Genomic DNA, 22,784 nt, shown 5'->3' with positions numbered 1-22,784 from the left:
TCAGACAAGCGTCTTTTTTTCTTGAAATTGATTCTGCAAAAGCAGATCAATAAAATAGGCGACGCCATCTTCATGGTTGCCTTTTGTGATATAGGTGCTTTTTTCTTTAATGACATCCACCGCATTCCCCATCGCTATCCTGTGTCCTGCTTCATCGAACATGGATAGATCATTAGGGCTATCACCGATCGCATAAATATCGGATGAGTCTACGCCATAATGGGCTGCAAGTTTTTTGAGGGCATGTCCTTTACCTGACTCTTTTGGCAGTACCTCAATGATATGTTCTCCAGATGAGGTCAAGGAGAGCTCAGGCATCTTAGAAAGAAGATCTCGTGCTTCTTGCAGCTTATTCATATCAAAGGAGAAGCATAGTAATTTATAAGTTGGTTCATTCGACTCGAAAATTTGACGGATGTCATCGACAGGTTTGATGCCAAACTGTTTAAATTGAGTCATCGCCCCTTCCCATAAATCAGCTACATCCTCATGAGGATTGGCGCTTTTGATCATATCAAATTCAGCTTTGAGCTTTTCTTTTCCATCAAATGGGGAAAGGAGGGCATCGTCTGTATAGACCTCGAAATAAATGTTCCGTTCCACTAATTCCTTTGCAGCACGTCTTCCAGCTTCTTGATCAAGGGTGATTCTGCTGAAGAGCTTGTACCCTTCTGTATGGACAGTTCCTCCATTTGCCGCAATAATGGGAATGTCCAAATCCCCAAGAAGCTCTTTTACATCAAAAGTCGCGCGCCCTGTACAAATGGTTACAATATATCCAGCTTCCTTCGCACGAATCAATGCTTGCCGGTTTTGAGCGGATATTTCACTTTTCGTATTTAAGAGTGTACCGTCTAAATCAATCGCAATCATTTTTTTCATTGCTGTTATATCCTCCTTCATTCATGCAATAGCCTCTTCAAAGTATGTACGATTTCCTTCATTCTCATGAAAGAGTCGGATCGTGGATTCCTCTCTTTAAGGCTAAACAAAAATGGTCAATTGATCAAGGATATAAGAAAAAGCGCCCAAAAGGACGCTTTCAGCGTGTAGACAAACCCTCGCATTCTTTGTCAGTCCTGCGCTCCGGTGCTCACGAATGTCAAATTCGCTCTGCTCCGGTGCTCGTCCTTCCTAGACTGCAAAGGTTTTCTATCACGCTGAAAAGAAGAAAAAGCGCAAACACCTTTTTCGACACATAAAAAGCGCCCAAAAGGACGCTTTCTGTGTTTATGATAATTCAAGCTGTTTCTTTAATTCCGTTTTGACTTCGTTCAGTTGGTTTTGATCCAATTGGTAATAATAAACGCCATTTGGCTGGTAATCAGATCCTTTTAGTTGAATCGTATCAACAGATTTCAATGAAGTGAGTAGTGGGAAAAGACCGACTAGTTCTTTCATTGACAGGTTAGTTGAGACGTTATCACCTAGAGTATCTATGATATTGTCATAAGACGGAATGGACGTTACTGATTTTGATTTATCGAAAATGGCTTTTAAAACTTCCATTTGACGCTGTCCACGCATGAGATCACTGTCTGCTTTTCTTGTTCTCACATAAGCGAGAGCTTGATTACCATCTAGTGTGTGAGTACCCGTTTGCAGCTGAACTTTGCCCTTTGTATCTTTAAGAATTTGTTTCACAACATATTCATCTTTAATGTTAACGGAAACACCATTCAATTCGTTCACAATTTCCTTAAATGCTTTGAAATTACTTTCAATCACAAAGTCGACAGGGATATCTAGTAAATTCTCAACTGTACTCACCGTGAGGTCTGCATCACCAAATGCGTGTGCATGTGTAATTTTGTCATAACCATGACCTGGAATATTAACATATGAGTCCCTTGGAATACTTAATAATTTCACGGTTTTATTCGTACGATTTACTGTCGCTAATACCATTGCATCGCTTCGTGCTTGTTTGACGGTTTCGCCTGGTCTGCTGTCAATGCCAAGCAGCAAGACAGAAAAGCTGTCTTTCCCAGGATCAAATGCTTCAATCCGTTTGACAGATTGTGCACCGCGGTCTAGAGAGACTTGTGCTTTTTTCGCAGCTGTTGTCACTTTATAGTAGGCATAGCCGGTGACAGAAGCGGTTGTCAGTAAAAGAATACCAAAAATAAAAAGAGTGACTTTCACCCATGGTTTTAAACGCTTTTTGCCTTTGCGTTTACTTCTTGTTTGATCCATATATTTAAACCCTCGCTATGATTTTATAGTAAAGATGTCCTTCTTCCTGCTTACAAACTAAAACAAATATACCTTAAAACGGGATATAGTGCGACATTTTTTTCACTAACGCTTAATTGACGTTTCCTTATCTAAAAAAGTTTCAATGATACGCAAATGAAATATATTTGTCATAAAACATCGAAATGTTTGAAATGACAGGAAGTGAGGAAAATGATTTTTCATAGAGAAACATCCAGTCATTACATAGATAAAAGAGGGGTTATGATCATGAAAAATCGGAATGGGTGGCTTTATTTCTTCGGCGCACTTGGCGGCGCCTTATATGGTTACGATACAGGTGTCATTTCTGGCGCTATCTTATTTATGAAAGAGGATTTAGGTTTAAATGCATTTACAGAGGGACTTGTGGTCAGCTCGATTTTAATTGGGGCGATGCTCGGGTCTTCTCTTTCTGGAAAACTGACAGATCAATTCGGACGGAAAAAAGCGATTATTGCCGCAGCCATTTTATTTATTATCGGCGGATTTGGAACAGCCCTTGCACCGAATACGGAGGTCATGGTCTTATTCCGAATCGTGCTAGGACTTGCTGTCGGATGCTCGACGACGATTGTTCCATTATATTTATCTGAACTTGCGCCAAAGGAATCAAGAGGGGCACTTTCCTCATTAAACCAACTCATGATCACATTTGGTATTCTTCTTGCCTATATTGTGAACTACGTTTTAGCAGATGCAGAGGCATGGCGTCTGATGCTTGGAATTGCCGTTGTTCCTTCTGTTCTCTTGTTATGTGGTATTTTGTTTATGCCAGAAAGTCCTCGCTGGCTGTTTGTCCAAGGACAGGCGGACCGGGCGAAAGAAATATTGTCCAAACTTAGACAAAGTAAGCAAGAAGTTGAAGACGAAATTGCGGATATTCAAAAAGCAGAAAGTGAAGAAAAAGGCGGTCTTAAGGAATTACTCGAACCATGGGTGCGCCCCGCTTTAATTGCTGGTGTCGGTTTAGCCTTTTTACAGCAGTTTATTGGGACAAATACGATCATTTATTATGCACCAAAAACATTTACAAGTGTCGGCTTTGGCGATTCAGCAGCCATTTTAGGAACTGTAGGAATTGGTGCAGTCAATGTTGTCATGACGTTTGTTGCGATTAAAATCATTGATCGTGTCGGGCGGAAAGCGTTACTCCTATTTGGAAATGTAGGGATGGTTCTTAGTTTGATTGTTCTAGCAGTGGTCAATCGTTTTTTCGAGGGATCAACAGCTGCAGGGTGGACGACAATTATATGTTTAGGACTTTTCATCGTCATTTTTGCTGTCAGCTGGGGCCCGGTCGTATGGGTGATGCTGCCGGAGCTGTTCCCAGTACATGTCCGGGGAATCGGTACGGGGGTATCGACCTTCCTACTGCATACAGGGAATTTGATCATCTCGCTCACATTCCCAACCTTGTTAAGTGCAATTGGCATCAGTAACCTTTTCCTTATTTATGCAGCCATCGGCATAGGTGCCTTCTTATTTGTGAAATATTTAGTCACAGAAACGAAAGGAAAAAGTCTTGAAGAGATTGAAGAAGATTTAAAAAAGAGAAACCGTGCCGTCGTGAATGACGAAGGGGAAACGGTATGAAAAAAGACCAGCTGCATGAGGCAGCTGGTCTTCCTTTGTTAAACAAACGTTTAATCAAGAAAGGACAATCACTCATCTTCTGAACGTGCTGCCTATGACATACATATGGAACAGGCGGGCGAAAGGTGGAAATGAGATGAAAGGAAAAACGAGCATTGTGATGCTGACGTACAATGAACTGCACCTAACGAAAAAATGTATCGACAGTATCAAGGAGCATACTCGGCGTGATGAATATGAACTCATTATCGTGGATAATGCTTCATCAGACGGAACAAAGGAATATGTGAGACAACTGGAAGATGTCGTGTTGATTGACAACGAGAAGAATCAAGGTTTTGCCAAGGGCTGTAACCAAGGGGCGAAAAAGGCAACAGGAGATAGTATTCTTTTTTTAAATAACGACACGATTGTGACCGAAAACTGGCTTTTGCCTTTAAGAGAAGCCCTTTTTGCATCAGATCGTATTGGCATGGTAGGCCCTGTCTCCAATTATGTGAGTGGTCTTCAGCTCGTTCAGCCATCTTACACAGATGTGAAGGAGCTTCCTGCCTTTGCAAAGGCATATACGGCTTCGAGAAAAGGTCAAAGAACATATGTGCATAGACTTGTTGGTTTTTGTCTGCTGGTCAAAAGAGAGCTGATCGAGGATGTAGGGTTATTTGATGAGCGGTTTGTATATGGATCATTTGAGGATGATGACCTTTGTCTGCGCTCATTGCTGAAGGGGTACCAGCTGCAAATCGTCCATGATTCTTTTGTGCATCATCACGGTCATGCTACCTTCAATGCCAATGAAGAAACGAACATCTCTACGTTGTTTGCGGAGAACAGGCTTCGTTTTTTAGATAAATGGGGCATTGATTTAAATCTGATAACGCCCCATCCATATTTTGCAACACTGCTCCCTGAGGATGCCGGATGTGTGCTGGATGTTGGCTGTGGTGCTGGGGCGACAGGACTTGAACTGATCAACCGGCAGTCCGTTGACATGTACGGAGTAGAGGCGGATGCATTAAAAGCAGAGATGGCAAAGGCGTATTACAAAGAAGTGATTGAGACAAAAGCGGAGGCGTATCCTTGGTCAGAGAAAGAAGCTTTTTTTGATGCTGTTATCTTTTCTGATGTGTTAGAGCATGTGTCAGACCCATGGCAGATGATTGCTCAAGCGCATGCGTCTTTAAAACCAGGTGGCGTGATCATTTGCTGCTTACCTAATATGATGCATGCGGAAGTACTGCTGCCTTTATTGGCAGGTGATTTTACGTATCAAGATGTGGGGATTTTAGATCGAACACATATGAGATTTTTCACACCAAACACAATGCGGGCGCTCTTTCCAGACCATTTATTTCATCGCGTGATTGAACAGCCGATCAATGTGCCAATTGATCAAAACGTTCAATTGTTTTTTGACGAAGTGGCGAGAGTAGGAGAGTCACTTGGCTTTCAAACAAAAGCATTATCTGATCAAGTGACGCTCTATCAGCTTTTGATCGTTGCACGTAAAAAAGGCGGTCCCCCCTCCGGGTAATCCGCCTCAGCGTGTAGGCAAACCATCGCATTTTTTGTCAGTCCTCTGCGCCGGTGCTCGCGAATCCCTCATTCGCTCTGCTCCGGTACTCGTCCTTCCTAGACTGCAAAGGTTTTCTATCACGCTGAAAAGAAGACAAAGGGCTAAAACAAAGTTCATTTTAGCCCTTTGTCAACCATCTAAGGCGGATGACCGCCTTTTGTGCTACCATTTAAAGCTTTTCGTTGCGCCTTCTGCACCAAAGTTCAAAATGCTAACTTTGACGTCATATGCAATGTCTACTTCTTGAAATAGTGTATCCCATTCATTACGGTGCTGATCCCAAAAGTCTGGATACTTGATGCGCACCTGCCGATTTAAAAGGATCGGGTCAACACCAACTTCTTTTTGCATGTGGTGGACAGCTTTTTGAATGCGTTCTTTGATTTTGCGTTCAAAAATGCGCTCAAATCGTTTGATGTATTGCTCATCGTATGAGTTTTCAGGGGGATATTGATCTTCTGATAGTTTCCCGTTTGTTTGTACACTAATTTTAAAGGAAATCTTTCCGTTCTTCAGATAGGGTTCAATCTTGGACTTTGCTTTCTTGATTTCATACGTAATCGGAAAGCCTTTGTAGGTGGCGGGTACGACTCCGCCTGAGATGCGATTCATGACCCAGTTTAAAGATTGGACATCTTTTGCTGGAATGAATCCTATCAGCTTTCGCGTTTTCCCATGGATAATGCCTGCGCCATCATAGGTGAGTTCTCCGTTTACGACATCCACACTTTGGACAAGAAAGCTTGTACCCATCTGAAAGTAATCGGACGCTCGGCCAATACGTGTTGGCAGTAAAATCTTCCCGTTAAAGCTCCGGTTTTTTGATGTTTCAAAAATATGCTCAACTGGCACCTTTTGTTGTGATTTTAATTTTTGATTGATGACTTTTGAAGCCTCATGGCGTGACACTAAGAGGTAGCTGCTTCTTCGAACCTCATCATCTCGTATAAAGTGGTTGAGTGTTCCTTGAATATCATGATGCTCGGCTTGATTTTTGCCAAACAAAAAGATTTTGAGGTGATCACTGTAAATCGGCGGGTCCTTCAAAGCGACATTGCTGACTGCTTCCAGTACATTTTTCCCCTTTGAGACGACATTCACATAGCCAGGGGAATCTGCTTCTTGTGTTCCGCCCATTTTAGGGACAAGGTTTTGATAGGTGAGTTTGACTCCGTTATCATCTTCCTCGTCAATGCCAACACCGCGCACAAACGATAATTTCTCAATATCCTTTAAGTCCCAGCAGCCTGTCGATAAAAGCAAAAGACAGCAAGACAGAAAGGTGAGCCATAAACGCCGTCCTTTCATGCAGATCGACCTCCCCATTTTTTACGTATCATGAGCAGAACAGCTGTTAAAAAAGGAATCGCTAACACAACGAATAATGCATAGCCGAGTAAAGTCGAGTAGTAAAAGACTTCATTGATATTTCTCGGAAAAAGAGAGAGAGCTGAGGTCAGCAAAAACAGCAACCATAGCAGTCTCGTTAAATTGGTCGTCTTAAACACCGTTTGACAGCCTTTAATCGCAAATTGGAAAAAGCCAAGCATACAAATAAACTGTTGGCACGTCCAGATCGTCAGTAAGAAAATATCAAAGCGTTCAATGAAGACCCCTTCTAGTTCTAGCGCTTGAATGAGGGAGACAGTGGGCCAGGTGAGTGATTTCGTTTCTCCAACCGTCATGGAACCAATCACAATAAAGAGCGTGAGGGAGTAAATAAGTGTGGTGATCCCTACACCGATCGCTGCGGCCCATTTCGCTTTTGACCATTTGTCTTTATAGATAAGCGGTACGACAAACAAAATGACTTCAAAGCCTGTAAATTGAATAAATGTTTGAGAGAACAAATTACTAAAATCTTTAAACCCGTGCGCCATCACTGGGCGTAAGTAATCAAAATCAAATATTTTCAAACTAAACAGCATGAGCCCAATGTAAATGATCATGGTCATCGGATAAATATATGTCACCATTTTCACTACCGGAAAAATTCCGCTTTTTAAATGATAGGTGGCCACCAGTAAAAAAATCATCACAATCACGGTCATCGGGGTCGATTGCAGCAGGAAAAATTGAACCACTTCCCCTAGTACACGCGCCTCAAAGCCAACAATGGCTAGTAAATAACCGATCAGCATTAGGTTAAAGATCGTGCCAAAGAATGCACCGGCTCCTTTTGTATTCGATTCAAAAATGGTATCCGGTGCATTCTTCTCAGCAATCCAACCTAGCAAAAAAGCAACGAAAGCAAAGATGACTCCCTGTATTAATACAATGATCCAGCCATCAGGGAATCCTGAATTGGCAGAACTGCGTGGAATGGTTAAAATTCCAGCGCCTATCATTGTAGAACTGCACAGAATGGTGACTTGTAACAATGATAGCTTCTCAGCTCTGTACATCGTTTACTCTCCTTGTCTTTTGAGATTTTTTGTCTTGGCTGTTTTCGGTCTTGATTTAAATAGCCCTATTGGTAAACGAACGTACGTATCTTTTAAATCTGAAAACGGTGAAGACAAAACAGGTGTGAAATAGTCAAAACCAAAGGTCTTTAGCTGCATCAAGTGACAAAGTACAAATAAATAACACATGATTAAGCCGTATAATCCAAACATGGCTGAACTGAAGATCGCCATAAACCGCAGGATGCGTAAGGGAAAGCTGAAATCATATGATGGAGCAGTGAAATCGGCTAGTGCCGTCAGAGACACAATAATGACCATTAAGGCACTGACGATATTGGCTTGGACAGCCGCCTGTCCAATAATGACGCCGCCAATCAGTCCAATCGTCTGCCCGATCGCCCTAGGAAGACGAAGTCCAGCTTCCCGCAGCAGTTCAATCGTAAACGACATCAAAATGGCTTCCACTACAGGAGGAAAGGGCACATTTTGCCGGCTACCTGCGATGGTCAGTGCCATTCGTGTTGGTAATAAACCAGGATGATAGGAAACAAGGGCGATATAGAGTCCCGGTAAAAAGATCGTCAAAAGCACGGCAATATAACGGAGCAAACGCAAAAGAGTCGCACTTGTCCATCTTTGATAATAATCCTCCGGTGATTGCATCAAGGCAGTGAGAGTCATCGGCATAATGAGGGCAAATGGCGTACCATCGAGCAAAATAGACACCTTTCCTTCTAGCACAGAGGCAATCACCCGATCAGGACGTTCTGTATTTTGAATCTGCGGGAAAATAGAGATATGACTGTCTTCAATCAGCTGTTCTATGTAGCCGGACTCAGGAATATCATCCATTTTGATTTGCTTCATACGAGAGAATACATCATCTACTAGTTTGGGGTCTGCGATATCACGAACATACACAAGAGCAGCAGATTTCTTGTTGCGAGTTCCTATGTTTACCTTTTGAATGACAAGGTTCGGATCATTTGCTCTTTCACGAAGCAATGCCGTGTTTTTTTCAAGATTTTCAATAAATCCAATCCGGGGTCCTCTTACAAGGACTTCTGATTGCGGCTCCTCTACTTCTCTAAATTGAAAAAGATTCGTATGGAGCGCAAGCGCTTGAGTGGCCCTATCCACAAATAAAATAGCCCTGCCGCTGTATAACTGCTCGATGGCAAGGTTCATATCTTCCAGCACATCATTTTGAATACCAAAGAACGTTTTAGAAAGGGAAGAAAGTGTGGTGTGGTCGACCTTGGTGATGGTCAGTTCCTTTTGCATAGGTGAAATGATTTGTTTGGAAAGCATCTCAAATTCTGTGAGTCCTTCAACGTACACGAGACATGCAGAGACAGCGGAAGGACCAAATGAAAAAGAGTGGAACACGATATCATCACTTTTGCCGGCAAAGCTTTTGACACGCTGAATGACGGACTCTATATCTTGTTCAATACGACTTTTCATAATACCTCACCCTCATGTCTTTTTTTATAGAGTGACTCGGAAGGAGAAGAATTATGCAAATAGAAAAAAGAGAATCCCCTAAAATAGGAATTCTCTTCACATGTTTATCTCGCCAGCCAGCCGCCATCTACGGCTAAAATATGACCGTTCATATAATCAGAGGCAGGGGAGCTGAGAAAGACGGCGGCACCTGCTAGATCTTCAGGCCGTCCCCAGCGTCCAGCGGGGATTCGTTTCAGAATCTCTTCATTCCGGTTCGCATCGTCACGAATGGCTTGCGTGTTATTGGTTGCAATATAACCAGGTGCGATCGCATTGACCTGAATATGCTGACTTGCCCATTCATTTGCAAAAGCTTTCGTCAAACCTGCGACAGCATGCTTACTTGCTGTATAAGCGGGAACAAAGACACCACCTTGAAATGATAGAAGGGAAGCGATATTGACAATTTTCCCTCGCCCTTTTTTCAGCATCTGCTGTCCGACCTTTTGCGTGAGGAAAAAGAGACTGTTGATATTCACATCCATCACAGTATGCCAGTTTTCCTCTGAATATTGAGCGGCCTCTTCTCTTTTAATGGTCCCAGCATTATTAATCAAAATATCAATTGAATGCTGCTTTAAAAGGGCATCAACATCCCGCTTTGCGGACTGAGGATCTGAAAAGTCTACTTGAATCGCATGAAATGATCTGCCGGTCTGTTCGACAAGTTCTTTTGTTTCATCAAGCGGCGTATGGTGGTAGGTGCCGATGATATCTGCACCTGAACGGGCAAGCGCTACGGCAATCCCTTGCCCAATACCAGTTCCAGGACCTGTGACAAGAGCTGTTTTGCCTTCGAGGGAAAAGAGGGACGCTACATATGATGTCGACGTCATCTCATTACCTCAGCTGGTCCATCGGGACAAAGTCCATATCTTTAAACGTATAGTTTTCTCCCGCCATTGCCCAAATAAATGAATAATTTGCTGTACCTGAGCCTGAATGAATGGACCAGGCAGGTGAGATGACGGCTTCTTCATTTGCCACAACGAGATGTCTCGTTTCAGATGGCTCCCCCATAAAATGAAAGACACGTGCGTCTTCCTCTATATCAAGATATAAGTACACTTCCATCCGCCGGTCATGTATATGAGCAGGCATCGTGTTCCATGTGTTATTGGTTTCAAGCTGAGTGATGCCCATCATAAGCTGGCAGCTTTGGATGCCGTCTGCATGAATGACCTGATACAGATTCCGTACGTTCGAGGCGGATGCTTCTCCTAAATGATTCGGTGTTAATTCAGCGATCGCAGCCTTTTGTGTCGGATACGCTCTATGAGCTGTGGCTGACACAAGATAAAATTTGGCCTGCTCACCTGATGAACTAGCAAACTGTACATGTTCGTGTCCAAGTCCAATATATAAGAAATCTTTATGCTCCAGCACAAATGACTCACCATCGACTGTGACCGTACCTTGGCCGCCGACATTTACAATGCCAATTTCCCGTCTTTCAAGGAAATATTCTGTACGTAAAAAGTCGCCGGCATCTAGCTTGATCGGTTCTGATATCGGCATAACGCCGCCAATCACCACACGGTCCTCATGCGAATAATACAGCTTCAATTCACCACTGACAAAAAGTATCGGAATATGAAAATGACGACGAAGTTCCTCTGTTGTAAAACGCTTGACCTGCTCAGGATGTACAGCATAACGATTTTCCATTTGAGATAAGCCTCCCTTTCCATCTGAAACATATAATTGTTTTATTTGGTATCGGTTTCAAGGAAAATTCTAGAGGAAAAAGAGAGTGGCGTCAACCGTTAATTTGAAATCGCTTTCTTTATTTGTATAAAAGCTTTTTTTCTTCATTTTTATGAAAAAAATCTTCTGATACAGCTTAACTTGTGGTATGCTTTTTTTAAGTTTATTTGAAATCGGTTTCGAAACAAATGAGAAGATCGATCTTGGGAGTTTTTTGTATGAAAGAGAAAAAGCAAACGAAAGTCACCATTAACGAAGTTGCAGCATATGCAGGTGTCTCAAAATCAACGGTATCCAGATACATCAATGGCAGAACAAATGAAATTTCTCCTGAAAAGGTAAAAAAGATTAAAAAAGCCATTGAGGAGCTCCATTATCGTCCGAGTCAGCTTGCCCAAGGATTGAAAGTAAGAAAGAGCAAGGTCATTGGTTTTATTGTGGCTGATATTACGAACCCATTCTCTGTTGCGACACTTCGTGGTGTGGAAGAGATTTGTGATGAATATGGATACAGCATCATGGTGTGCAACACAGATAATCGTCCAGAAAAAGAACGAGAAATGCTACTGAAGCTGCATGCTCATTATATTGAAGGGCTGATCATCAATACGACCGGTCAAAACAATGACATTTTGCAAGACTTTAAGCAAAACGGTGTACCGATTGTTCTTGTTGACCGTAAGTTACCTGAACTCAAGGTCGATACCGTCACAACGAATAACCGTGACATCACGGCTCGTCTACTTCATCAGATGTATGAAAAAGGCTACGAACATATCGCTTTCTTTACTGAGCCTGTCGATGGGATTAGTCCTCGTGAAGAACGAAAAGAAGCCTATGAACAGACGGCCATGAGTCAACATAAGAAACCTATGATTGCAGAAATCAATTTGAAGCAAAAGGAACAAATGCGAGATGAGATTTGTCGTTTTTTACAATCAAACCATCAGAAAAAAGCGATTTTAGCAGGCAATGGATTACTCATGCTGAAACTCATCAGTGAACTCGTCGATCTTGGGGTGAAGATACCTGAGGAGATAGGCATTGCCGGATTTGATGATACAGAATGGTATAAGCTCATCGGGCCAGGCATCACTACGGTGGCGCAGCCATCTCATGAGATGGGGAAAGCAGCCATGCAAAAAATTATGACGCGTCTTGACGGGGATAAGAGTGCACCCCAGACCATTCAACTTGATGGAGAAATCATTGTGAGGAAATCTTTATAAACATCAGGCAGAGAAGAGTATATATACGTGCATGCTCTCTCTTTTTCAACTATTTTGAAACCGGTACCAAGAAAGGGGAGAAATGAGTGAAAGCATTGGATGTGATCACATTTGGGGAATCAATGGCGATGTTTTATGCAAAAGAAATTGGCGAGCTTCACCAAGTGCATACGTTTCAAAAAGCACTTGCTGGTGCAGAGAGTAATGTTGCGGTCGGCTTGGCAAGATTAGGCTTTAGCGTAGGCTGGATGAGCAAGGTCGGGGCGGACTCACTTGGTACATTTATTTTAGAAGAGCTTCAAAAAGAAGGGGTCGATACTGAGGCAGTGCTCCGTTCAAATGATGGGGCCAAAACAGGGATATTGCTTAAATCAAAAGTCATCGATGGGGACCCTGATGTGACGTACTACCGAAAAGGCTCTGCTGCGAGCACATTGAACACAAACGATTTCCCGTCCACTTATTTTCAGCAGGCAGGACATCTTCATATGACCGGAATCCCGCCTGCTGTGTCTAGTGAAATGAGAGCGTTTTCTTTTCATGCCCTTAAAGAAATGAAGGAAGCAGGAAAAACCATTTCCTTTGATCCGAACCTTAGACTTCAACTATGGGAAGAGGAAGAAGACATGATTCATACGGTGAACGAGATGGCTGCTCAAGTAGATTGGTTTTTCCCAGGGCTTGCAGAAGGTCAAAGACTCACAGGATGTCATGAGCCGGAAGCGATTGCGGATGTTTATTTACAAAAAGGTGTCAAGCTTGTGGTCATTAAACTGGGAGCAGAAGGAGCCTATTTCAAAAGTGCATCCGGCCAAGGTGTAGTGGCTGGTTTTCATGTGTCTCATGTCGTGGATACAGTCGGAGCTGGTGATGGATTTGCAGTGGGAGTGATGAGCGGTCTGCTGGACGGATTATCATATGAAAAATCGGTGACAAGAGGCAATGCCATTGGAGCACTTGCAGTCATGTCCCCAGGAGATCACGAGGGACTGCCGACTCGGGAAGAGCTTCAGGCATTTATAAAAGAAGCCAAACGATATCAAAGGCGACACGATATGAAGGGAGATGAGAGGTATGGGAAAGTCAGCAAGTATGAGCGTTAAAGAGAAGCTCGCAGCTTGTAAACTCATTGCGGTGGTCAGAGCAGGTAGTGAAGCAGAGGGGATAGAGATGATTGGTCGTTTAAAGAAAAAAGGGGTGCGGGCCATCGAAGTGACATATACCACGCCCAATGCAGAGCGGATCATTGCATCTTACCAGCATGACCACGACTTGATTGTCGGAGCCGGAACGATTACAACGCTTGAGCAGGCACAATCAGCCATTGAAGCCGGCTCTCGATTCATCGTCAGCCCGGGATATCTTCCTGTCATCGGAGAGCACCTATCTTTTCACGATACACTTTACGTTCCAGGTGTTTTGACCCCGAGTGAAATTATGCAGGCAAAAGCAAATGGATACAGCGTGTTAAAGCTTTTTCCGAGCGGCTCTTTCGGTTTGTCTTATATGAAAAATTTGCAAGGCCCGTTTCCAGAGATTGAGTTCATCCCAACAGGAGGCATTCATCCAGTCGATGTGCCAAAGTGGCTTGAAGCAGGAGCCGTGGCAGTAGGTGTCGGCAGCCAGCTTGAAAGCAGTACAGCGGAAGAATTACAGGCTGTTCTTTCTTCCACCATCATGTAGTTCACATAAACAACCGGCGGATGACTGCCGGTTGTTTGTTCGTTTATCTGACAAAAAAGCTCAGAAGACGCATCTTTTCACGTAAAATGAGCATAAAGGAGAGGTCGATATGTACATTCAACAAGATGAACTAAAAGATGGTCAAATTGAACAATTGATTCAAGCTCATTTAGAAGAGATGAAAAAACATTCACCGCCAGAAAGCATTCATGCCCTTCCGTTAGACGATCTGAAAAAACAAGATGTCACAGTATGGAGTGCAAGGGATGGCGAGGTGCTTCTTGGCTGCGGAGCCATCAAGGAGCTATCGAGTGAACATGGTGAACTCAAATCGATGAGGACGGCAGCAGCCCATATGCGAAAAGGCGTGGCGAAGTATCTGTTGACTCACCTTCTCCAAGAGGCGAAGCGGCGGGGTTATACACGAGTCAGCCTTGAAACAGGTGCGATTGCTTTCTTTGAACCGGCAAGAAGATTATATGAGAGCTTTGGCTTTCAATATTGTCCGCCTTTTGGTTCATACCAAGAAGATCCAAACAGTTTATTTATGACAAAGGAATTATAGCGGTCGAGAGAGTATGCTTTTATAAGCAGCTCTTTTTTTATGCGGCAACAATGGAAGGAGGGGAATGTGAATGAAATGGTCGAAGTTGTTCGGAATGGGCGCATTTCTCACATTTTGTGTCGTATCTGTTCTTTTTTTATCTGTATTAGGTCAAGATTTAGTTAAAATTGAAAGCGCTTCCGATGAGACAGTATCAACTTACCAATATCACTTTGTTCTTGTACCGGAGGAACTTGATAATGAATATTGGCAATTGGTGCAAAAGGGAGCTGCTGATGCGGCAGAAGTTCATCGGGTGTATCTTGAATACCTAGGTCCAAAGCAGGCTGATTTGGATGATCACCTGAAAACCATTGATATGGCAATTGCTGGTCATGTGGATGGCATTATGACGCAAGGTCTTGATGCAAAGAAATATAAACCGCTCTTTCAAAAAGCAAGAGAGAAAGGTATAGATGTCGTCACAGTCGATACCGATGCAGAGGGGAGCAAGCGTCAAGTGTATGTCGGGACAGATAACTATTATTCCGGTTTTATCGCCGGACAGGCACTCATCGCTGATACAAAAGGCGAGCAGTATGTGGGCATTGTGACGGGACGGCTTGATGCGATTCACCAGAAGCTTCGCGTGAAGGGGTTTCGAGATGCCGTTTCTGGTGAGAAACGCATTCATATTGCTGGAATAGAAGAGTCGGCGATTACGAAATCAGGTGCTTCCGGTGCTGCGTATAAATTGTTGAATGATCATACGCAGCTCACCGCATTTTATGGAACAAGCGCATTAGACGGTGTCGGCATTATTCAAGCAACAGAGCAATATCATTCGTCTAAAGATGTTTATGTGCTCGCATTTGACACATTGCCTGATACGATTCAAGCGCTGGATGATGGGAAAATCGATGCAGTGGTTGTACAGCACCCTTATGAAATGGGCTATCAAGCGGTTGAATCTCTTGTTCGTTTGCAGCAAGGGGATAAACAAGAACCGCTGCAGTACACAGGGACGAGTGTGATTCGGCGAGGAGACCTGCCCCTTCATCAAACGGAAAGACCACAGGGGGTTCAGCCATGAAGAGAATTCGAAGTAAGTTATTATTGGCTTTTTTAATTCTTGTGCTCCTTGGCAATGTGGCCGCTTTTTTTGTGTATTGGAGCAGTTCAAAAATCACATCAGAATATAGTAAGAGCTTTCGTTCCTTTCTCCTGCTGAATGATATTTCCACAGAGGCAAAAACGATGTATGAAAAGGTCAACGCCTTTGCCATCGAAAAGGATCAGGCGTTTGCCAAAGGGTATGCTGAATCAAAACAGAAAATGACATCATATGATCAAGCATTGCTCAAAGATGCAGGGCTTCATGCCGCCATCCCCTCCATTGAAAAATATCAATATATGATGCGGACGCTCATAAACGAAAGTGATGCGACAATGAATCATGTCAAAGAAGGGGAAATCAAAGAATATGCTGCAAGTGTGAAAGAAGTAAGAACCGTGTCCTCTTATATCCAAGAGCAGACAATGACTCTTTTGGATGATGAATTATCTGAGTATCAAGTACTCTACCAATCCCTTCAAAAAAGACATCAAACGTATGCGCTTTTTACTCTATGTCTGTTTACATTATCGATAGGTATCGCTTTATGGATGGCCTATATCATTGCGGGCGGAATTTCAAGACCGATCGTTCATCTATCACGAAGTGCCAAAGAAGTATCAGAAGGAAATTTTGATGGTCCGAATTTGCATGTGTCATCAAAGGACGAAATCTCTGTGTTAAATCATGCCTTTGAGCGAATGCGGCGAGAGATGAAGGTCATGATTGAAGAGATGAAGCAAAAGGCCGCTTTAGATCAGAAAATTAAAGACATGAAGCTGAAAACACTGCAAAATCAAATGAATCCACATTTTTTATTTAATACATTAAACATCGTTTCACGTATGGCGTACTTAGAATCAGCTGATGCGACATCGAGATTGATACAATCCGTTTCTACGCTGATGCGGTATTCTCTATCTCCTCTCAGCGCATCTGTTACGTTAGAACAAGAAGTGAAAGTGGTAAAAGAATATTTTCATATACAAGAAACAAGATTTTCCGATCGTATTACATGCAAAACGACCATAGATGAGTCGTGTCTATCTGTTCACATTCCGAGCCTTACATTGCAGCCGCTTGTCGAAAATGCCTTTATTCATGGGGTAGAACCAAAAGAAGAGGGTGGGCTTGTAGAGCTCTCTATTGATCGAGATGATGGCTTTGTCATGATTCGGATTCGGGATAATGGACTTGGCATCAGTGATCAAGAGAAAAAGAGATTGCTATCGCAAGAGGAAGAAGATCATCCAGACACACGTAGTAAAGGTCACTCGACAGGAATTGGTCTTCGAAATGTGATGTCGAGGCTGCGTTTGTTTTACGGAGTGCAGGATGCCCTTCAAATTGATTCAAAGCCAAACGAAGGGACCACGATTCAATTGACAATACCAATCAAGGAGGAACGAGCATGCTGAACGTGCTGATTGTGGATGATGAAAAAATTGAACGAATGGCGATGCGTAAGTTCATGACCGAATGGCTGCCAGACTGTCATATTGCAGGGGAAGCTGCGAATGGAAAAAAGGCGGTGGAATTGGCGCGGTCTAAGCCAATTGACCTTGTGCTCATGGATATTCAGATGCCTGGCATGGATGGACTCACAGCGATCAAACAGATCAAAGCAAGCTGCCCTTATACTAAATTTATTATGCTGACAGCCTACGATACATTTGATTATGCCAAGCAAGCCATGCAGGAAGGGGTCAAACAATACCTTGTCAAACCAGCTGATAAAGACGAAACCATTACAGCGATTCGTTCTGTTGCGGCAGAAATTCAGCAGGAGGTCTCCCTGCGGCAGGCGGAGAAAGTCAATCAGCAGTCAAAATGGCTGGAAGCTCATGTGTTGAATGGTCAATCTTATACTTCAACAGCGTTTGAGCGGCTGTTTCAGGATTTTCAAGCAGGTCTAGTGATCGCTGTTCAGCGGACAGGCGGGGATCAACTCCTGAATCATTTGCAGGAGTCTGCTCTTTTTCAAGCAGTGCCTATCCAAGTGAGCGGTGAGCTGTTTACATGCTTGATTTACAGCCATCAATCACCTGGTCACCTAAAGGCGAATGTACTGCAAGCCATTCGCGCTGCTATGACAAGCGAGCAGCATTCCTCTGTCGTTGGCTTGGGTCATCCTGTCTCAAATCCGCTTCAACTTCAGAAAAGTGCAGCAGAAGCGAAGCTTTCCTATTATCAGCGAAAAAAAGATGACGGCGCTGTTCGTTATGGCTTTTACCATACAGATAGACAATCCTACGTATTGATCAACTTGCCTGAGCTTGCCGATGACATGATGCTGGCACTAGAAGAAGGGAGAAGAGATGATGCTCTTGCTTACTATGATGCCTTCCAATTAGAAGGGGCAACCATTTCTCATGTGAAAGAGCTGCTCATTTTACTCAAATCACGACTTCGTGCAGATGTGCCAATTCTAGCTATCACCACAGAAACAGAATGCCGCCAATGCTGTGAACATTTATTTGATCTGTATGAAGCAAGAACCCAGACGGTGAATGATATAGAACGGGCGAAACGATACATTCAAACACATTTTTGCGAACATATCACGCTGGAACAAACGGCCGCCTATGTTGATTTAAGCCCGACGTATTTCACCAAACGCTTTAAGGATGAGACAGGTCTGACGTTTAAAGAATATGTGACGACCTGTAGGATGGATAAAATGAAGAAGCTACTGAAAGAGAGTTCGCTTAGTTTAAAAGAAATCACCTATCAAGCTGGATATACTGATCCAAATTACGTCAGTCGTGTGTTTAAAAAAATGGTGGGCTGTTCACCGAAGGAATATCGAAAACAGGTCGTAAAAAAATGAAGAATTTCATAAAAAAGTGAAGAAGTTTGCCTGAAAAAAGGCAAGGATCTGCCAGTATACTTATTTTGATAACGCTTACAAAATAGGGATGGGGGATCCATGATGAAGTTTAAATTAGGCTTTACTTTATTGGCACTCTGTATGCTGGTCGTCTCTGCTTGCAGTTCATCGACGAACTCAGATGCAAAAAAAGAGGGCGGAGCGGAGAAACTAGAAATTTTCTCTTGGTGGACTGGTGCAGGTGAGGAAGACGGGCTGAAGGCACTCATTCAATTGTTTGAAGAGAAAAATAAAGACATTCCAATTGAAAATGCAGCTGTCGCTGGTGGCGCTGGTACGAATGCAAAGGCTGTTCTAACAAGCCGGATGCAAGGAGATGATCCGCCAGCTACTTTCCAAGTACACGGGGGAGCAGAGCTGAATGAGAGCTGGGTAGCCGCAGGTAAAATGGAGCCGCTGGATGACCTTTATGAGAAAGAAGGCTGGAAGGATAAATTTCCAGAATCACTGATTGACCTTGTGAGCAAAGACGGGAAAATCTATTCCGTTCCAGTGAATATTCATAGAGGCAATGTGCTTTGGTATAACAAAAAAGTATTTGAAGATCAGGGCTTAGAGCCGCCAACGACGTTTGATGAATTTTTCAAAACAGCCGATGCCTTAAAGAAAAAAGGGATTACTCCACTTGCGCTTGGGGATAAAGAACCTTGGGCAGCAACTCATTTGTTTGAGAGCGTTCTTTTAGGTGTACTAGGCGCCGATGATTATCAAAAACTTTGGGCGGGCGACTTAAAAATGGATGATGCAAAAGTGAAGGAAGCGGCAGACATCTTTGGACGTATGCTCGAATACGTCAACGACGATCATAGCTCGCGTAACTGGCAGGATGCCTCACAGCTCGTGGCAAAAGGGGAAGCTGCAATGAATGTCATGGGCGACTGGGCAAAAGGATACTTTGTAAATGATCTAGATTTGAAGGTAAATAAAGACTTTGGATACGTGGCAACTCCTGGTACGGAGGGTAGCTTTATGGTTATCACGGATACATTCGGACTGCCGAAAGGTGTCAAACAGCCAGAAAACGTAAAAAAATTCTTATCTGTCTTAGGATCTGTGGAAGGACAGGATGCGTTTAATCCGCTGAAAGGGTCAATACCGGCACGTGTGGATGCAGATGTATCAAAATATGATGAATACGGAAAATCGGCAATGAAGGCGTTTAAAGAGTCAAAGCTGGCACCGTCTCTTGCGCATGGCTCAGCTGCTGAAGAAGGTTTTGTCACGAAGGCGAACCAAGCCGTCAATATTTTCGTGACACAAAAAGACAGCAGCCAGTTCGTTTCTTCTTTAAAAGATTCAATGAAATAAAGATGAAAGAGGCGGCCGTTAGGCACCGCCTCTTTTTTAAAAAAAGGAGTGTAGCTTCATGCGCATGGACACATCGCCGACCACAAAAACACCAGCAGCAAAAGTGAAACGTGTTCGGAAAAAATGGAATGGAGACCAGCTGCTTGCCCTGCTATTTTTAGCACCGTCAGCTGTTTTATTATTCATTTTTGTTTACGGCTTTATTGGCTGGACAGGATATGTTTCATTATCGAACTGGACCTCGCTTGTTCCTGATTTTTCTTTCGCAGGTATGAAAAATTATGTCATGCTGTTTCAAGATTTTCGCTTTCAGTCAGATCTTCGAAACACGGTCTTTTTTACATTATTCTTTATTGGAGCAGTCATTGCTTCTGGGCTTGTACTGGCCATTTTACTAGACCAGAAGATCAAGGGGGAATCACTTTTTCGGAATCTCTTTTTCTTTCCGATGGCCCTTTCCTTTGTGGTCACAGGTGTTGTGTGGCAATGGATCCTAAATCCATCAACTGGGGTGAATCTGTTTTTAAAAACACTCGGCATCCAGCCCAAGTGGTACACGGATACGAACATTTTAGCTGGATTTGTCTGGGGGAAAATTGAGTTTGGTGTACCGGCAGCAATGATTGCAGTTGTCATCGCTGCTGTGTGGCAGATGACAGGGTTCTCACTTGCGATGTATTTGGCTGGTCTTAGAGGCATTCCAGAGGAAGTGAGAGAGGCTGCTAGAATGGATGGCGCAACCGAGTGGCAAATCTACTGGAAAATCATTTTCCCGCTGTTAAAACCAATCACAGCGAGTGTCGTCATTATCATGGCACATATTTCTTTAAAGATCTTCGATTTGATTTACTCGATGACAGGACCAGGTGCAAACTTTGTCACCGATGTGCCAGGTGTGTATATGTTTGAAATGACCTTTAGAGGAAACCATTATGCAGGTGGTGCCGCCATTGCGATCGTTATGCTGATTTCTGTTGCGGTCTTTATCGTGCCGTATCTCCTGTCTAGCCGGAAGGGGGCTTCATCATGACCGCAAGAGGGTTTGTCCGTCCAGTTCTTTATGCGTTATTAATACTGTGCAGTTTGTTTTTTCTCATGCCTGTTTATGTCATGCTCGTCACAAGCTTAAAGCCATTAGGTGAAGTGACCCTTGAGCGAATGTGGTCGCTTCCATCTACACTTGATTTCTCAAGCTACAAAATCGCTTTTGAAAAGTTATCACCTAATTTAATGAATTCTCTTTATCTAGTCATTCCTGCTACCTTATTGTCAGCTGTATTAGGTGCGATGAATGGCTATGTGCTGTCTAAATGGCGCTTTAAAGGATCAGAAGTGGTGTTTACCTTCATGCTGTTCGGTATGTTTATTCCATACCAAAGTATCCTCATTCCACTTATTCAATTTTTACGTGAAATCGGCTTGTATAACTCCATTCCGGGACTTGTACTTGTCCATGTCGTATATGGCCTGCCAATCACAACACTCATGTTCCGCAATTTTTATGTGAGCATTCCTGATGAAATGATTGAATCAGCGAAGATGGATGGGGCCGGATTTATCGGGATCTTCAGACATATGATTCTGCCGCTTTCCATCACAGGGTTTGTCGTGGTTGCCATTTGGCAGTTCACAAATGTGTGGAATGAGTTTCTATTTGCGGTTACTATGACCACGGCAGAGAATCAGCCGGTCATGGTTGCGTTGCAAAATTTATCAGGCAGTCAAATTGTGCAATGGAATGTTCAAATGGCAGGGGCCATCTTGGCTGCGCTGCCGACACTTTTGGTCTATATTCTACTCGGAAAATACTTTGTGAAAGGGCTTCTTGCAGGCTCAGTCAAAGGGTAAATTGATTTTCTTGTTATCGTTTTCATTCGGTGTACTGAAAGGATTGACTTCTCTTTAGATAGCGTCATAATAAAAGTTGAGACTTGCTAGTTTTCATTATGCTAGTCAAGGATTATCAAAGGGTAGCAAAGGGAGGAGTCATCCTGAATGAAGCAGTCACCAATTTTTTTACTGCCTGAATTGAAGGAGAGAATATGGGGAGGTACAGCCTTAAGGGATCAATTTGGCTATGATATTCCTTCTGATCAAACGGGAGAATGCTGGGCAATTTCTGCTCATCCAAACGGACCAAGTGTCGTGCAAGACGGTCCATATAAAGGGAAAACGTTGATCGAACTATGGGACAATCACAGAGAATTGTTTGGGGGAATAGAAGGCGATCGCTTTCCGCTCTTAACAAAAATTTTAGATGCAAACCAAGACTTATCCGTTCAAGTTCATCCAGATGATGATTATGCGGAAAGACATGAAAATGGCGAGCTTGGAAAAACAGAGTGCTGGTATATCATTGACTGCAAAGAAGGCGCAGAAATGATCTACGGTCATAATGCAAGGACGAGAACTGAGCTTGTGACCATGATGAACAGCGGAGATTGGGAAGGCCTTTTGCGGCGAGTGAAAATTAAGCCGGGTGATTTTTATTATGTGCCAAGCGGTACCATTCATGCGCTATGTGAAGGCACACTGGTTCTTGAAACGCAGCAAAGTTCAGATACGACCTATCGGGTGTATGATTATGAACGAAAAGACCAAAATGGCCATGAACGTGAACTTCACTTCACGCAGGCCATTGATGTCACAACGGTTCCTCATGTAGACGGTTATGCAGATGAATCAGTAGAAACTCGTCCAGGGGTGACCATTAGAACATTTGTAGAAGCAGAATACTTCTCTGTGTATAAATGGGAAATTGATCAAAAAGTAGAGCTATCGCAAGATTATCCGTTTTTGCTGTGCAGCGTTATTAATGGGGAAGGGTCCTTAGAGCATAATGGGCATACATATCCGCTGCCAAAAGGAGCCCATTTTATCCTGCCTGCTGAAACAGGGAACTTCACAATTGAAGGATCTTGTGAACTGATTGTGTCACATATATAAAGAAAAAGAGGACTTCGAGAGGTCCTCTATTTTTCTATT

At 43.2% G+C, this 22,784-nt stretch carries 20 protein-coding genes; 13 read left to right on the top strand and 7 right to left on the bottom strand.

Features of this window, described 5'->3' with window-relative positions; translation table 11 throughout:
• Together ACSBQP_RS11275 and ACSBQP_RS11270 are read right to left on the bottom strand one after the other, a co-directional pair.
• Positions 1–882, bottom strand: a complete 882-nt coding sequence (locus ACSBQP_RS11275) for a Cof-type HAD-IIB family hydrolase (RefSeq protein ID WP_193751541.1) — start codon at positions 880–882, stop codon at positions 1–3.
• A gap of 348 nt (positions 883–1,230) precedes the next feature.
• Positions 1,231–2,196: an LCP family protein gene (locus ACSBQP_RS11270; RefSeq protein ID WP_035389731.1), complete on the bottom strand. Its 966-nt coding sequence runs from the start codon at positions 2,194–2,196 to the stop codon at positions 1,231–1,233.
• Positions 2,197–2,466: 270 nt separating this feature from the next.
• Between ACSBQP_RS11270 and ACSBQP_RS11265 the strand changes: the two genes are divergently transcribed.
• Both ACSBQP_RS11265 and ACSBQP_RS11260 read left to right on the top strand, forming a co-directional pair.
• Positions 2,467–3,831: a sugar porter family MFS transporter gene (locus ACSBQP_RS11265; RefSeq protein WP_089374136.1), complete on the top strand. Its 1,365-nt coding sequence runs from the start codon at positions 2,467–2,469 to the stop codon at positions 3,829–3,831.
• A gap of 136 nt (positions 3,832–3,967) precedes the next feature.
• Complete coding sequence (locus ACSBQP_RS11260) at positions 3,968–5,365, top strand: glycosyltransferase (protein ID WP_435028421.1); 1,398 nt, start codon at positions 3,968–3,970, stop codon at positions 5,363–5,365.
• Positions 5,366–5,569: 204 nt separating this feature from the next.
• On the opposite strand, the gene ACSBQP_RS11255 is transcribed toward ACSBQP_RS11260, so the two are convergent.
• The 5 genes from ACSBQP_RS11255 to kduI form a co-directional block, all read right to left on the bottom strand.
• Positions 5,570–6,715 carry a Ger(x)C family spore germination protein gene (locus ACSBQP_RS11255; protein ID WP_060832709.1) on the bottom strand — a complete coding sequence of 382 codons (1,146 nt, stop codon included), beginning with the start codon at positions 6,713–6,715 and terminating at the stop codon, positions 5,570–5,572.
• On the bottom strand, positions 6,712–7,812 hold the full coding sequence (locus ACSBQP_RS11250) for a GerAB/ArcD/ProY family transporter (RefSeq protein WP_060832708.1): 1,101 nt from the start codon (positions 7,810–7,812) through the stop codon (positions 6,712–6,714). The genes ACSBQP_RS11255 and ACSBQP_RS11250 overlap by 4 nt, the downstream gene beginning before the upstream one ends.
• Before the next feature lie 3 nt (positions 7,813–7,815).
• Entirely contained in the window at positions 7,816–9,282 is a 1,467-nt protein-coding gene (locus ACSBQP_RS11245) for a spore germination protein (protein WP_060832707.1), read from the bottom strand.
• 104 nt (positions 9,283–9,386) lie between these two features.
• Positions 9,387–10,160 (bottom strand): 2-dehydro-3-deoxy-D-gluconate 5-dehydrogenase KduD, encoded by a 774-nt coding sequence (gene kduD / locus ACSBQP_RS11240; RefSeq protein ID WP_017368170.1) that lies wholly within the window; start codon positions 10,158–10,160, stop codon positions 9,387–9,389.
• 4 nt (positions 10,161–10,164) lie between these two features.
• Positions 10,165–10,992, bottom strand: coding sequence for a 5-dehydro-4-deoxy-D-glucuronate isomerase (kduI, locus tag ACSBQP_RS11235; protein WP_342494329.1), 828 nt, complete (start codon positions 10,990–10,992; stop codon positions 10,165–10,167).
• Between the two features lie 257 nt (positions 10,993–11,249).
• Between kduI and ACSBQP_RS11230 the strand changes: the two genes are divergently transcribed.
• The 11 genes from ACSBQP_RS11230 to manA all read left to right on the top strand — a co-directional run bounded on the left by ACSBQP_RS11230 (position 11,250) and on the right by manA (position 22,745).
• Entirely contained in the window at positions 11,250–12,260 is a 1,011-nt protein-coding gene (locus tag ACSBQP_RS11230; protein ID WP_272511179.1) for a LacI family DNA-binding transcriptional regulator, read from the top strand.
• Between the two features lie 86 nt (positions 12,261–12,346).
• Positions 12,347–13,363, top strand: coding sequence for a sugar kinase (locus ACSBQP_RS11225; RefSeq protein WP_435028420.1), 1,017 nt, complete (start codon positions 12,347–12,349; stop codon positions 13,361–13,363).
• Complete coding sequence (locus ACSBQP_RS11220) at positions 13,335–13,943, top strand: bifunctional 4-hydroxy-2-oxoglutarate aldolase/2-dehydro-3-deoxy-phosphogluconate aldolase (RefSeq protein ID WP_435028419.1); 609 nt, start codon at positions 13,335–13,337, stop codon at positions 13,941–13,943. The genes ACSBQP_RS11225 and ACSBQP_RS11220 overlap by 29 nt, the downstream gene beginning before the upstream one ends.
• 109 nt (positions 13,944–14,052) lie before the next feature.
• Positions 14,053–14,508, top strand: coding sequence for a GNAT family N-acetyltransferase (locus ACSBQP_RS11215; RefSeq protein WP_076821220.1), 456 nt, complete (start codon positions 14,053–14,055; stop codon positions 14,506–14,508).
• A 70-nt stretch (positions 14,509–14,578) separates the two neighbouring features.
• On the top strand, positions 14,579–15,580 hold the full coding sequence (locus ACSBQP_RS11210; protein WP_435028418.1) for a sugar-binding protein: 1,002 nt from the start codon (positions 14,579–14,581) through the stop codon (positions 15,578–15,580).
• Positions 15,577–17,019, top strand: a complete 1,443-nt coding sequence (locus ACSBQP_RS11205; protein WP_056704260.1) for a sensor histidine kinase — start codon at positions 15,577–15,579, stop codon at positions 17,017–17,019. The genes ACSBQP_RS11210 and ACSBQP_RS11205 overlap by 4 nt, the downstream gene beginning before the upstream one ends.
• Positions 17,013–18,431 (top strand): response regulator transcription factor, encoded by a 1,419-nt coding sequence (locus ACSBQP_RS11200; RefSeq protein ID WP_435028417.1) that lies wholly within the window; start codon positions 17,013–17,015, stop codon positions 18,429–18,431. The genes ACSBQP_RS11205 and ACSBQP_RS11200 overlap by 7 nt, the downstream gene beginning before the upstream one ends.
• 99 nt (positions 18,432–18,530) lie before the next feature.
• Positions 18,531–19,799 (top strand): ABC transporter substrate-binding protein, encoded by a 1,269-nt coding sequence (locus ACSBQP_RS11195; RefSeq protein WP_035389707.1) that lies wholly within the window; start codon positions 18,531–18,533, stop codon positions 19,797–19,799.
• Between the two features lie 58 nt (positions 19,800–19,857).
• A complete protein-coding gene (locus ACSBQP_RS11190; protein WP_017359986.1) occupies positions 19,858–20,829 on the top strand; it encodes a carbohydrate ABC transporter permease in 972 nt (323 codons plus the stop codon).
• On the top strand, positions 20,826–21,647 hold the full coding sequence (locus ACSBQP_RS11185) for a carbohydrate ABC transporter permease (RefSeq protein ID WP_008343219.1): 822 nt from the start codon (positions 20,826–20,828) through the stop codon (positions 21,645–21,647). Before ACSBQP_RS11190 ends, ACSBQP_RS11185 begins: the two co-directional genes overlap by 4 nt.
• A 147-nt stretch (positions 21,648–21,794) precedes the next feature.
• A complete protein-coding gene (gene manA, locus ACSBQP_RS11180) occupies positions 21,795–22,745 on the top strand; it encodes a mannose-6-phosphate isomerase, class I (RefSeq protein WP_007499909.1) in 951 nt (316 codons plus the stop codon).
• Positions 22,746–22,784: the final 39 nt, after the last annotated feature.

Origin of the sequence: Bacillus sp. G402, from assembly GCF_051172515.1 — a bacterium.
Classification (GTDB): domain Bacteria; phylum Bacillota; class Bacilli; order Bacillales; family Bacillaceae; genus Bacillus; species Bacillus altitudinis.
The sequence above is the reverse complement of the archived record's forward strand: the minus strand, read 5'-3'. Positions and strand labels throughout refer to the sequence as shown.

What these genes read in the sequence shown, in the direction of transcription:
- ACSBQP_RS11275 (WP_193751541.1), bottom strand. Translation starts at nt 882, where the DNA reads ATGAAAAAAATGATTGCGATTGATTTAGACGGTACACTCTTAAATACG.
- ACSBQP_RS11270 (WP_035389731.1), bottom strand. Translation starts at nt 2,196, where the DNA reads ATGGATCAAACAAGAAGTAAACGCAAAGGCAAAAAGCGTTTAAAACCA.
- ACSBQP_RS11265 (WP_089374136.1), top strand. Translation starts at nt 2,467, where the DNA reads ATGAAAAATCGGAATGGGTGGCTTTATTTCTTCGGCGCACTTGGCGGC.
- ACSBQP_RS11260 (WP_435028421.1), top strand. Translation starts at nt 3,968, where the DNA reads ATGAAAGGAAAAACGAGCATTGTGATGCTGACGTACAATGAACTGCAC.
- ACSBQP_RS11255 (WP_060832709.1), bottom strand. Translation starts at nt 6,715, where the DNA reads ATGAAAGGACGGCGTTTATGGCTCACCTTTCTGTCTTGCTGTCTTTTG.
- ACSBQP_RS11250 (WP_060832708.1), bottom strand. Translation starts at nt 7,812, where the DNA reads ATGTACAGAGCTGAGAAGCTATCATTGTTACAAGTCACCATTCTGTGC.
- ACSBQP_RS11245 (WP_060832707.1), bottom strand. Translation starts at nt 9,282, where the DNA reads ATGAAAAGTCGTATTGAACAAGATATAGAGTCCGTCATTCAGCGTGTC.
- kduD (WP_017368170.1), bottom strand. Translation starts at nt 10,160, where the DNA reads ATGACGTCGACATCATATGTAGCGTCCCTCTTTTCCCTCGAAGGCAAA.
- kduI (WP_342494329.1), bottom strand. Translation starts at nt 10,992, where the DNA reads ATGGAAAATCGTTATGCTGTACATCCTGAGCAGGTCAAGCGTTTTACA.
- ACSBQP_RS11230 (WP_272511179.1), top strand. Translation starts at nt 11,250, where the DNA reads ATGAAAGAGAAAAAGCAAACGAAAGTCACCATTAACGAAGTTGCAGCA.
- ACSBQP_RS11220 (WP_435028419.1), top strand. Translation starts at nt 13,335, where the DNA reads ATGGGAAAGTCAGCAAGTATGAGCGTTAAAGAGAAGCTCGCAGCTTGT.
- ACSBQP_RS11215 (WP_076821220.1), top strand. Translation starts at nt 14,053, where the DNA reads ATGTACATTCAACAAGATGAACTAAAAGATGGTCAAATTGAACAATTG.
- ACSBQP_RS11210 (WP_435028418.1), top strand. Translation starts at nt 14,579, where the DNA reads ATGAAATGGTCGAAGTTGTTCGGAATGGGCGCATTTCTCACATTTTGT.
- ACSBQP_RS11205 (WP_056704260.1), top strand. Translation starts at nt 15,577, where the DNA reads ATGAAGAGAATTCGAAGTAAGTTATTATTGGCTTTTTTAATTCTTGTG.
- ACSBQP_RS11200 (WP_435028417.1), top strand. Translation starts at nt 17,013, where the DNA reads ATGCTGAACGTGCTGATTGTGGATGATGAAAAAATTGAACGAATGGCG.
- ACSBQP_RS11195 (WP_035389707.1), top strand. Translation starts at nt 18,531, where the DNA reads ATGATGAAGTTTAAATTAGGCTTTACTTTATTGGCACTCTGTATGCTG.
- ACSBQP_RS11190 (WP_017359986.1), top strand. Translation starts at nt 19,858, where the DNA reads ATGCGCATGGACACATCGCCGACCACAAAAACACCAGCAGCAAAAGTG.
- ACSBQP_RS11185 (WP_008343219.1), top strand. Translation starts at nt 20,826, where the DNA reads ATGACCGCAAGAGGGTTTGTCCGTCCAGTTCTTTATGCGTTATTAATA.
- manA (WP_007499909.1), top strand. Translation starts at nt 21,795, where the DNA reads ATGAAGCAGTCACCAATTTTTTTACTGCCTGAATTGAAGGAGAGAATA.